We start from the raw sequence: 11,270 nt of genomic DNA on the forward strand, positions 1-11,270 counted from the left end.
GACTGGAAACCGGCCTCACCGGCCTCGACGAGATCGAGATCCCCGGCCTTGGCTCGGCAGACCACGTCGACGACCGCAACGCCATCCGCGCCGCGCTCGGCACGCCGACGCCCGATCGGCTGCGCATGGTGGCGCAGGCGATCCGCATGGGTACCTCGCTCGAAGACGTGCACGCCATGTGCAAGATCGACCCGTGGTTCCTCGAGCAGATCGCCGGCATCATCGCCATGGAAGAGCGCATCCGCGAGCACGGCCTGCCGCAGGACGCGGCGAACCTGCGCATGCTGAAGGCCATGGGCTTTTCCGACGCACGCCTGGCGTCGCTGACCAGAACCGACGCGGAAGCGATTCAGAAGACCAGGCAAAGGCTCGGCGTTCACCCGGTCTATAAGCGCATCGACACCTGCGCCGCCGAGTTCGCCTCGCCGACCGCCTACATGTACTCGACCTATGAGACGCCCTTCGCCGGCGAGCTCGCCAACGAGGCGCGCGTCTCGTCGCGCAGGAAGGTCGTCATCCTCGGCGGCGGCCCGAATCGCATCGGCCAGGGCATCGAGTTCGACTATTGCTGCTGCCACGCCGCCTTTGCGCTGCGCGACGCCGGCTTCGAGGCGATCATGGTCAACTGCAACCCGGAGACCGTGTCGACCGACTACGACACATCCGACCGGCTCTATTTCGATCCGCTGACGCCGGAGGACGTGCTGGAGATCCTGCGCGCCGAGCAGGTATCCGGCGAACTGGTCGGGGTCATCGTCCAATTCGGCGGCCAGACGCCGCTGAAATTGGCCGACGCGCTGGAGAAGGCCGGCATCCCGATCCTCGGCACTTCGCCCGACATGATCGACCTTGCGGAAGACCGCGACCGCTTCCAGAAGCTGTTGCACAAGCTCGGTCTCACCCAGCCGAAGAACGGCATTGCCTATTCGGTCGAGCAGGCGCGCCTCGTCGCTGCCGAGCTCGGCTTTCCGCTGGTGGTGCGCCCGTCCTATGTGCTCGGCGGCCGCGCCATGCAGATCATCTACAACGAAGGCATGCTGCAGACCTATCTGCTCGACACCGTGCCCGGCCTGGTGCCGGAGGACATCAAGCAGAAATACCCGGCCGACAAGACCGGCCAGATCAACACGCTGCTCGGCAAGAACCCGCTTTTGTTCGACACCTATCTCACCGGCGCCACCGAGGTCGATGTCGACTGCCTCTGCGACGGCAAGGAAACCTTCGTCTCCGGCATCCTGGAGCACATCGAGGAGGCCGGCATCCATTCGGGCGACAGCGCCTGCTCGTTGCCGGTATATTCGCTGCAGCCGGAACTCGTCGACGAGCTGGAACGCCAGACCGCCGCACTTGCCCGGGCGCTCAATGTCGGCGGCCTGATGAACGTGCAATACGCCATCAAGGACGGCACGGTCTATGTGCTTGAGGTCAACCCCCGCGCCTCGCGCACCGTGCCCTTCGTCGCCAAGACCATCGGCCGTCCCATTGCGAAAATCGCCGCCCGCATCATGGCCGGCGAGACGCTGGAAAACGCCTTCGCGCATTACGGCGCCATGCCTGACGCGCGCAATCCCGGCCATATCGCGGTCAAGGAAGCCGTCTTCCCCTTCGCCCGCTTCCCCGGCGTCGACATATTGCTCGGGCCGGAAATGCGCTCGACCGGCGAGGTGATGGGCCTCGACCGCGACTTTGCGCTGGCCTTCGCCAAGAGCCAGCTAGGGGCGGGTGTTGATCTCCCCCGCGCGGGCACGCTGTTCGTCTCGGTGCGCGACGAAGACAAGAAGGGGATTCTGCCCGCCGTAAAACGCCTCGCCGAGCAGGGCTTCAAGGTGCTTGCCACTTCCGGCACCGCCCGCTTCCTCGCCGAGAACGGCGTGACGGCGGAAAAGATCAACAAGGTGCTCGAAGGCCGCCCCCACATCGAAGACGCCATCCGCAATCGCCAGGTCCAGATCGTCTTCAACACCACCGATGGCCAGAAGGCCGTGTCGGACTCGAAGTCGCTGCGGCGGGCGACACTGATGCAGAAGGTGCCTTACTACACGACGCTGTCGGGCGCTGCGGCCGTGGCCGAGGCGATCGCGGCGCTGCGCGCGGGGAACCTCGAGGTCCGGCCGCTGCAGGAATATTTTGGGTGAGTTTGCAACGCCAAGGTGGTCAGCGCGCTGGCCGTTCCCTTTAGTCAATCCGGAATGTCGGGTTCCTCACCCCAAATAGCCGATCCTGCTCGATTTGCTGTCGCCGATCCCGCTCGATTTGCGGCAGCAAATGGAGAACTTATTGTTGCGCTATCAGTAGAACGATAGACGAGCCGATCGCCAGCAATTGTGCCTACATACCGGCCATCAGGCCCGTAGACCTTACTGCCATTCAAGCGACCAACAACCTTGCCCGATCTGCTATAGACCTTGTCTCCTGAAACCTGTAAGGGGCGACCACCTTTTGTGTATAGGCCCAATTCGCTTCTCCGCTGATGTGCCGGCCCGACAAGTGCCACGAGTATCATCGTCGCGCTTCGCACTCCTGCACCGAGGTGGGTCGCCGAGGCTCGTCAGTTGTCGTCGCCGTCATCCATGATAGACGCTGTTGCATTGAATATTTGCGCCGTCATAAGTAACTGACCGGCTGTAGCTACACCAACCAGCATCGCATAAACCAACGACCAAAATCCGAAAAAAGACAAGTAGTCGTTCGAATAGGCGATTGAGAAAAGAGCGAAAATAAGTCCAATTGTCTGAGCCAAAATGAAGTGAAAAAAGTTACTTATGATCTTCATAAAGTAAGAAGTAGGCTTTCCGCTCTCTGCAATTGTCTTAAATATCTTCGCGTTTGAGAACGCAAGCATGATCGCCATTCCGCCCATCGAGAAACCCAACATACTGGGTATGACGTCGATAGAGATTTGGGGCCAAGACCTTGCGTTGCTTACGACCGTAAGCCAAATCGGCTTGAGCGCCCATGTGATCACGAGGGATGCATACAGGTACGGAGACTTCAGAAGAGCCGGAAGTCCCCCATATAGCTTCCAATAGATCTGGTACGTCTTACTGGCCGGTGAGTTTAAGAACCGTCTCACGGGCGACAGCAAGAGCTTCATCAAACGCCGATCCCAACTCTCCGAAGATGCGTCGAATGACGCGGGGGTGTTCTTTGGTGCTAAGGCTGACGGACTCACCATCTTCCTCGACTCCTGAACCTTTAACGAATCCGTTGTGCGAAGCGACTTCGGCTTGGGTCGTTGTCTCTTCATTTGGCTTTAGCCCATCAGGACCGGGAGCGGCGACGTATATGACATCCTGGCTCTTGGCGCCCTGCTGAACAAGGTTGTCTAGTATCTCTTGCGGATCAATGGCGTCAGCATTGGGGCGCACGAGATGAATGTGAAGCCGCTTAAGCTTCGAAATCGCGAGGATCCGTTTGAGCAGATCCTCGTCTGGAATGACCGTGACCTCGACGAGCGGTGCCTCAATTCCTTGGATCGGCGGCCCAAATAGCTCATTAAATATCTTGCGCGCTCGCTGTGGCGAAATGCGCTTGTTGAGATCATTCCTTGTTTCAAGAAATAGGACGTGATCTCGCTCGCGCAAGATATATTGAAAAACTTTGCCGTTGAACCCGACGTCCGCCGGAAGGTTGATAGCCAATTGTTCGAATGGAACTTCTTGCAGAATGTCCTTTCGAATGGCCGGCTCCGAGGTGTTGATCTCGGTCCAGACCAACAGTCTCCCTCGATAGAACCCGTCTTCGACCTTTTCTGGTGGTGAGATTGTAGCAAATAGCTCTCCCCAAAAATTGACCGGATTGAAGGCTGCTCTGTTGAGGAGATCAACGTAAACACCGCCGGGATGCGGGCTAGCAGCAATGTTTAGGACACAAAACTCGATAATTCTATTTTCTTCAGCCATTTCACACCGCCCCAATGCTTCCTAAACTGGAGCAGACATACGACTGAATGTGCTCCAACTCTAGCTAGGAATCGGTTTGCGACCGGCCGTGATTCACAGTTTATACCATATGTTCCCTATTTGTTCCAACCGGTGCAAAGACCCAACCGGTGCAAAGAAAGGGCGAAAGTAAGCCCTAATTTGTCTCTGCCCCTCACCCCTGCCCCTGATATGCCCTCCCATCCTTATCCAAAAACCGTCCGTCCGAACTCGGGCTCATCATGTCAATGTCGGAACAGGTGATGACATCCTCCGGGTTGCGCGGGCCGACTTCCAGGTAGCGCGCCGTGGCCAAAGAGCGGTTGATCATGTGCAGTTGCCGCTGTTCTTGGCGAAGGCAGCACTATCGCCGGCCTTGAGCAGCAAGCGGCTTCACAAAAACCCTATGAACCGCCCGGCGAAAAGCACGCAGGTCCACAGGCCGAGCGAAATCACGGCCAGGACGGCCGCGATGCCCCCGGCCGACTCGGCCACCCCGCTCGTGCGGGTCAGGCGCGTGAAGGCGAGGAAATTGGCCCCCGCCAGCAGGATCAGCGTCATCTTGGCAAGGAAGATCGGCATCGCCGCATAGGTGCTCGCCTTTACCGAAAACAGCAGCGCCCCGGTGACGATTGCCCCGCCAAACGCCCCAAGGGCTACGCGGCGCAGCAGCGCGACGAACGGCGCGTGGGGCAGCGAGCGGAAGGCGCCAAGGACGCTGAAATCCATGAGGCCGACGCTGGTGAGCAGCGCGCCGACCGCCATGATGTGCAGCGCATTGACGATCGGATAGGCGACGAAGGAGGCTTTCAGCCCCCGCACCAAGGCAAGCTGCTCGATGCCGGCCAGAAACTCCGCCATCTAGGCCGGCGGCAGGCGGTCGGGATAGACGTCGTAGCGCTTGCCGCCGACGATGATGCGCACCGCCTTCATGCGCTTTTCCGCCTCCTCGCGCGAGCGATGGCCGATCGCGGTCACCGCGTCGCCGACCTTGGCGACCTCCTCGGTGAAGCCGGCGGCGATGGTGCGGGCCGGCAGCGCCATCTCCACCCGCCACACCTCCCCCTTCGCATCGACGTCCAGCGTCGCATGCGGATTGCCGATATAGATCGCCGCGATCTTGCCCTTGAGCTCGAAGAAGTCGTCCTGCGTCCACGACCAGCCGTGATGGGCATAGGCGGCAGTGCCGGCAGCAAACATCAACGCCGCCGTCAGCACGACGCCCTGCATATGGTTCAACGGTGACTTCATCGCCCGTCTCCTCCACTCCTCCTGCCAGGTCGAAAGTAGGCTACGGCCCGGCCAGGTCAAATCACATCGGAGCTTCGGCCCGGCATGGCACGAATTTCGGGTCCGCGGCGTCCACACCACGATCAGGCCTTGCTACAGGCCTTCATGCTCCCCATTTTCGCTTCTCCTGGCCGCTCTTCGCATGCATCGGAGGCGGTCGAACTCACGTCTGAGCGAGGCAAACCATGAGCAGCATGAGGGACCGTCAGGAAGGCTTCGAAAAGAAATTCGCAATGGACGAGGAGACGAAGTTCAAGGCCGTGGCGCGCCGGAACAAGCTGCTCGGCCTGTGGGCCGCCGAAAAGCTCGGCAAATCCGGCGTGGATGCCGACGCCTATGCGAAAGAGGTGGTGCGCGCGGATTTCGAGGAAGCGGGCGACAACGACGTGTTCCGCAAGGTCCGTGCCGACTTCGACGCGGCGGGCGTCGTCCAGTCGGATGCCCAGATTCGCCAGGCCATGGACGAGTTGCTGGCAACGGCGGTCGAGCAGATCAAGGCGAGCTGAGGACCCGCTGCGGGGGGCAGAAACCACGCCCTCACCCGTGATGCGCCACCGCCAGTTCCTTCACATGCTTCTCGTGCATTTTCAGCACCGGCAGAGTCTTCTTGGCGAATTCCTTCAGCGCCGGGTCGTCGCCGGAATTGGCATAGGTGCTGAACAGCGCGACCGCGTCCCTGTGCGCATCCATCTGCATCTTGATATACTTCCGGTCGAACTCCGTGCCGCTCGCCTGCTTCAGCTCGCCTAGCATCTGCTGTTCCTTAGGCCCCAGGGCGGGGCCGGCAGGCTTGATAGAAGCCGTCGTCTGGCCCTGGCTCATCGCCGCCTTGAAATCCTCCCCGGCCTTGATGTGGTCCCTGACCATCTCGTCGGCAAAAGCCTTGACTTCGTCCGACTGCGACTTCTCCTCGGCCAGCCTGCTCGCCTGGATTTCGAACTCGTTGGCATTGGGTACGGTGGTGACGAAAGTCTGCGTGTCGACCTTGTTGTCTGTCGCCATTGGCGCGACATCGTTGCTGTCGCTCGACTGAGCAAGGGTGGCCGGCGCGCCGGCAAGGAGCGCCATGGCGGCCGCGGTCAGAAGCGTCTTCATCTGGAATCTCCGATCAGCCCCTTGCACTTCCAACGCGAAATGGCGCTGCCGGTTGCGTTGAGGGCGTGAAGGAGGCCGTGTTGAGTCAGGGTCAGGCCGAGCCGAGGATGGTCGTACCGAGAATACCGGAGCGTGCTTGAAGTACGTGAACACCGAAGCGCAGGACACCGCCATTCGCAGCCCGGCATCACCTGAACATCAGCACGGCCTATCCCTTCACGCCGCCGGCGGTTAGGCCGGAAACGATCTTGCGTTGGAAGATCAGCACCAGCACCACCAGCGGCACCGTGACGATCACCGAAGCGGCCATGATGTTGCCCCAGGGGATCTCGAACTGCGAGTTGCCGGAAAGCAGCGCGATCGCCACCGGCACCGTGCGCTGCGCGTTGTTGGAGGTGAAGGTCAGCGCAAACAGGAACTCGTTCCATGCGCCGATGAAGGCGAGCAGCCCTGTCGTCGCCAATGCGGGCCACATCAGCGGCAGGAAGACGCGAGTGACGATGATCCATGGCGTCGCGCCGTCGAGGATCGCCGCTTCCTCGATTTCGACCGGCAGGTCGCGCACGAAGGCGGTGAGCACCCAGACGGTGAACGGCAGCGTGAAGATCATGTAGGAGAAGATCAGTCCGATGAGCGAATTGTAGAGGCCGAAGGCCCGGATGATCTCGAACAGGCCGGCCAGCACCGCGACCTGCGGAAACATCGACACCGACAATATGGCAAGCATCAGCGCCGAACGGCCGCGGAACCGGACGCGTGCCAGCGCGTAGGCGGATGTCACGCCGAGCAGCAGCGAGATGAGCACGACGGCGCCCGAGACGACCAAGGAATTCAAGAGATTGCGCAGGAAAGGACCTTCGACCAGCACGTTCCTGTAGTTGGCGAGGCTTAACGCCTGCGGCCAAAGGCTCGCCTCGAACAACTCGGTGCCGGATTTCAGGCTGGTGACGACGGCGTAATAGAGCGGAAACACCGCGACGAAGACGATTGCCCCCACCAGCAGGAAGAAGCCTAAACGCTTCAACATCGCCATCTCAGCGGCCTCCTTCCAGCTCTATCCGGCCGATGCGGATGTAGGAAATGGTGAGCAGCGCGACGATCAGGAAAAGCAGCGTCGAGGCGGCCGAGCCATAGGCGAACTTGTCGAACTCGAACAGGTTCTCGCGCACGAACACCGACATCGATTTGGTGTGCACATTGTTGGGCGTCAGCACGTAGATCAGGTCGAAGATGCGCAGCGCGTCGAGCGCGCGGAAAATCACCGCAACCATGACCGCCGGGCGGATGAGCGGCAAGGTCACCTTCCAGAAGATCTGCCACGGATTGGCGCCGTCGAGCCTGGCGACCTCGATAACATCGCGCGGCAGCATCTGCAGCGCGGCGAGGAAAAGCAGCGCCATGAACGGCGTCGTCTTCCAAATGTCGACGATCAGCACCGCGATCATCGCCGTGTCGGTGCTCGCGGTCCAGGCGATTTTGGCGTCGATCAGGCCAAGGTTGAGCAGCACCGCATTGATGATGCCGAACTGGTCGTTGAGCATCCACTGCCACATCTTGGCCGAGACGATGGTCGGGATCGCCCAGGGAATGAGGATCGCCGCCCTGACGAAGCCGCGGCCTCTGAAGTCGGCGTTGAGAACGAGCGCCACGATCATGCCGAGGACCGTTTCGCAGCTCACCGACACCACGGCGAAGAGCAGCGTGTTCCACACGGCGCGCCACCAGACCGGATCGGCGAGCAGCCCGTCATAGAGCACGCGGCCGCTCGGCATGCTGAGCATCGAGAAATAATTGTCGAAGCCGACCCATTGACGGGCGTCGAGATCGGCCAATGAGGCGTCGGTGAAGCTGTAGTAGAAGGTGCGCAGGAGCGGCCAGCCGGCGACGGCGGCAAGGACCAGAAGCATCGGCGCCAGAAACAGCCAGGCCGAGCGCACGCGTTGCCGCATCAGGCGCGAGCGGCTCACAGGCATCGCCCTCACCAGCCCTTGCCCTTCAGCCTGGTCAGCCTGGCTTCGAGATCGGCCAGATTGTCGGCGGCGCTGCCGTCGCCCGACATGGTGTTGTGGACGGCCGTCCAGAACTGGCTCGAGGCTTCGTTGTACTTGATTTTGGCGACCGCCGAAGGGCGCGGCGCCGCGTTGAGGAATATCTGCTTCCAGCGCGGGACGATCGGCTGTTCCCTGGCGATATCGGGATCGTCATAGAGCGCCTTGATGGTGGGCAGGTTGGACGTCCTCAGCGTCCGATACTTCTGCATCCCGGGCGAGGCGATGAACTTCACCAGATCGATCGCCGCGTCCTGGTGCTTGGAATATTTGGAAACCGCGAGATTCCAGCCGCCGAGCGTTGCCGTCGGCCGGGCGTCTTCGCCGGTTCCTGCAGGCAGCGGCGCCACATCGAACTTGCCCTTGATCGGTGAGGTCTCGCTGTTGCCGAGCGCATAGGCATAGGGCCAGTTGCGCATGAAGACGGCATTGCCGGTCTGCCAGACGCCGCGCGATTCCTCTTCCTGGTAGGCGAGCACGCCCGGCGGCGCAATGGTGCCGATCCAGCCCTTGACCATGTCGAGCGCGGCCGCGGCTTGTCGGTTGTTGATGGAGACCGTGCCGTTGGGCTCGATGATCTGGCCGCCGCCATTCGACATCACCCATTCGAGCGCATCGCAGGTCAGCCCCTCATAGGCGTTGCCCTGGAAGACGAAACCCCACAGGTCCTTGTTGCCGGCGGTGCGCTCCTTGTCCATGACGAGCTTGGCGGTGTCGGCCAGTTCCTGCCAGGTGGTCGGCACCTTGGCGCCGTATTTGTCGAGCAGATCCTTGCGGTAATAGAGTGCCGGCGCGTCGGTGAAGATCGGCAGCGCCACCAGCTTTCCGTTCACGGTCTGCGACTGGATGATCGACGGGAAGTGCTCGGCCACGATATCCCTGGTCGCCGCGGTGAGATCGACGAGTTGGCTGGCAAGCTGCGGCGCCCAGATCACGTCGGTCTGGTAGACGTCGATGTCGCTGTTTCCCGCCGCGAGCCACAATCTGAACTGACCGAACTGGTCGGTGCCCGACGGCGGTATCACCACGATGTCGACCTTGTTGCCGCTCTGCTTCTGGTAGCGGTCGAGTATCTCGCGCAAGACCTTGATGCCGTTGCCCGTGTCGCCCGACACGATCGACAGCTCGACCGCGCGAGCCGGCGCCACCGCGAGCATCGCGCCGACGGCAAGTGCGAGGAATGCGCGGTAAAATTTCATGCTGGTGGGCCTCGCCTCGGAACCGTCCACGCGGACCTTGCCGCGTCGGCTGATGATGACCCTCCGCCCGCATTGAATGCGGAGCGACGCTTCGGGGTTCCCGACATGGCCATCGGGGACGGGCCGCGAGGGGACTGACCCGAGTCACTCGGTTAAGGGAGATCTCGCGATTGGCCGCACGCCCAAAGCGGGCGGGCTCCGAAACCCGCCGCCCCGGAGCCCGCCTTGGAGTGGCTGACGCATGCCGGCACAGCCCCTCCGACGCCTTGCCAGCGTCGATCCGCCGATCGGCCGCCCTGCACCACGACGCATTAGCATGCCCTAACGTCAGCTTGTGTGAAGCGGTTCACAATGCGCCCCGCATTCGGTTGTGCCGCCGCAGGCAAATGCCGCGAAGCGTTACCCTTCCCACGCCACTGGGAGCATGTCGAGCCGCTCGTAAAGCCTGAAGGCGGCGGGGTTCTTCACCGTGTTGGTCTTGAGGTCGACATGGGCTGCACCCCTGTCGCGGAAAGTCAGGAACACGTGCCGCATCAGCGCCTCGCCGATGCCGTGCCTTCGCGAGTCCGGATGAACCGCCAGATCCTTGACGAAGCCCGACGCCCAGCAAAGCGCGGCGCCCGCCAGCAGCCCCTTGCCGTCGATGACGAGGAAACAGAGGTCCGGATCGAACTCGGCATCGTCTGAGATGCGCGGCCACCATTCGTCGAACGGACCTTCGGCGCCGTCGTCGAATGCCTCTTCCAGCAGCGCGTGCAGGGCCTGCGCATCCCTGTGCTCGAACGGGCGCATGACGAAGCCTTCCGGCCAATGCGGCGCGGTCAGCGCATCATCGAGAAGCTTGCGAAGGCGGACATCGTTTGGGGTCGGCGGCCGGCGACTGTCAGTGTCACGCATGCAACTGCCCCAAAGACCGATGGGACGCGCCTCGTTGCCGGCGCTCAGGCGCCTGGCTGCAGGCGGCGGCGGTCGACGCCGAGACCCGTTTGATCGAGCAGGCCCTTGCGCTTGGCGTCGTAATAATAGCCCGTCTGATAGAGCTGGTCGGCCCGCTTGGCATTACCGCCCGAGACCAGCCAGGCGCCGCGCAGGTATTTGACAGCGTATTTGAGATTGGTTTCGGCGTCGAACAGGCCGGCTGCCGGCCCGACATAGCCCATGCCGCGTGCGGTCGCGTGCTTGATCTGCATCAGTCCCCAATGACCGTGATTATAGGCCTTCGGATTGAAGGTGCTCTCGCGGTTGACGACATGGCGCACCAGATCGACCGGCACTTCGTAGATCGCCGAATATTTCTCGATCAGCCGCTCGATCTCGGCGCGCGGACCTGTGGCATGCTGTTCGGGCTGGCCCGGTTGGGCAAGCAGCGCCGGGTTCTGCGGCATCACATAGGCGACCTGCTGCACGCCCGGCATGGGAGCCACCTTCGCTGATTGGCCGGTGACCGGCATGGCAACAGCGGCGCTCTTGTAGGCGGCGGCCTGCTTGAGCGCACCGGGGCCGGTCGGCGATGCGCCGGCCAGCAGCACCGGCGGCGGCGGAAACTGCCCGGCGACGGGTGTCGAGCCGGCGAACGCGGCAGGTTGCGCCGGCGGCGGAAGGGCGGCGCCGGGTTGCGCCGGCGGCGGAAGGGCGGCGCCGGGTTGCGCCGGCGGCGGCAACGGCGCACCAGCCGTCGTCGCGCCAGGCGCCGTCGCCCCAGGTGCCGTCGCCAGGGC

At 62.3% G+C, this 11,270-nt stretch carries 12 protein-coding genes and 1 pseudogene; 2 read left to right on the plus strand and 11 right to left on the minus strand.

The annotated features are described in order from the left end of the window. Positions 1 to 2,135: carbamoyl-phosphate synthase large subunit (gene carB, locus EOA75_RS20400; protein WP_127325002.1), on the plus strand; the 2,135-nt coding region annotated here is incomplete at its 5' end. A 413-nt stretch (positions 2,136 to 2,548) separates the two neighbouring features. On the opposite strand, the gene EOA75_RS35145 is transcribed toward carB, so the two are convergent. The 5 genes and pseudogenes from EOA75_RS35145 to EOA75_RS20430 all read right to left on the minus strand — a co-directional run bounded on the left by EOA75_RS35145 (position 2,549) and on the right by EOA75_RS20430 (position 5,171). Next, positions 2,549 to 2,851, minus strand: a complete 303-nt coding sequence (locus EOA75_RS35145) for a hypothetical protein (protein ID WP_245466693.1) — start codon at positions 2,849 to 2,851, stop codon at positions 2,549 to 2,551. Positions 2,852 to 3,041: 190 nt separating this feature from the next. After that, the gene (locus EOA75_RS20415) at positions 3,042 to 3,902 is read right to left on the minus strand and encodes a DUF4747 family protein (RefSeq protein WP_127325004.1); all 861 of its coding nucleotides are present in this window, start codon (positions 3,900 to 3,902) and stop codon (positions 3,042 to 3,044) included. A 193-nt stretch (positions 3,903 to 4,095) separates the two neighbouring features. Next, positions 4,096 to 4,304 (minus strand): annotated as a pseudogene (locus EOA75_RS35150) (transcriptional regulator); the annotation flags it as partial. A 9-nt stretch (positions 4,305 to 4,313) separates the two neighbouring features. Next, complete coding sequence (locus tag EOA75_RS20425) at positions 4,314 to 4,781, minus strand: hypothetical protein (protein ID WP_127325005.1); 468 nt, start codon at positions 4,779 to 4,781, stop codon at positions 4,314 to 4,316. Further along, positions 4,782 to 5,171 (minus strand): DUF6152 family protein, encoded by a 390-nt coding sequence (locus EOA75_RS20430; RefSeq protein WP_127325006.1) that lies wholly within the window; start codon positions 5,169 to 5,171, stop codon positions 4,782 to 4,784. A gap of 224 nt (positions 5,172 to 5,395) precedes the next feature. Between EOA75_RS20430 and EOA75_RS20435 the strand changes: the two genes are divergently transcribed. After that, the gene (locus tag EOA75_RS20435; protein WP_066994550.1) at positions 5,396 to 5,716 is read left to right on the plus strand and encodes a DUF1476 domain-containing protein; all 321 of its coding nucleotides are present in this window, start codon (positions 5,396 to 5,398) and stop codon (positions 5,714 to 5,716) included. 31 nt (positions 5,717 to 5,747) lie between these two features. Here EOA75_RS20435 and EOA75_RS20440 read toward each other — a convergent pair whose 3' ends face one another. From EOA75_RS20440 to EOA75_RS20465, 6 genes are all read right to left on the minus strand, one after another. Further along, positions 5,748 to 6,305 (minus strand): DUF4142 domain-containing protein, encoded by a 558-nt coding sequence (locus EOA75_RS20440; RefSeq protein WP_127216255.1) that lies wholly within the window; start codon positions 6,303 to 6,305, stop codon positions 5,748 to 5,750. A 208-nt stretch (positions 6,306 to 6,513) separates the two neighbouring features. Continuing rightward, on the minus strand, positions 6,514 to 7,338 hold the full coding sequence (locus tag EOA75_RS20445) for a carbohydrate ABC transporter permease (RefSeq protein ID WP_067326710.1): 825 nt from the start codon (positions 7,336 to 7,338) through the stop codon (positions 6,514 to 6,516). 1 nt (position 7,339) lies between these two features. After that, positions 7,340 to 8,278: a sugar ABC transporter permease gene (locus tag EOA75_RS20450; RefSeq protein WP_095826842.1), complete on the minus strand. Its 939-nt coding sequence runs from the start codon at positions 8,276 to 8,278 to the stop codon at positions 7,340 to 7,342. A gap of 5 nt (positions 8,279 to 8,283) precedes the next feature. Beyond that, a complete protein-coding gene (locus tag EOA75_RS20455) occupies positions 8,284 to 9,552 on the minus strand; it encodes an ABC transporter substrate-binding protein (protein WP_127325007.1) in 1,269 nt (422 codons plus the stop codon). Between the two features lie 399 nt (positions 9,553 to 9,951). Then, entirely contained in the window at positions 9,952 to 10,449 is a 498-nt protein-coding gene (locus tag EOA75_RS20460; protein ID WP_095823231.1) for an N-acetyltransferase, read from the minus strand. Between the two features lie 44 nt (positions 10,450 to 10,493). Continuing rightward, on the minus strand, positions 10,494 to 11,270 hold a 777-nt coding region (locus EOA75_RS20465; RefSeq protein WP_164747465.1), incomplete at its 5' end, for a lytic transglycosylase domain-containing protein.

Origin of the sequence: Mesorhizobium sp. M1A.F.Ca.IN.022.07.1.1 (assembly GCF_003997575.1) — a bacterium.
Classification (GTDB): domain Bacteria; phylum Pseudomonadota; class Alphaproteobacteria; order Rhizobiales; family Rhizobiaceae; genus Mesorhizobium.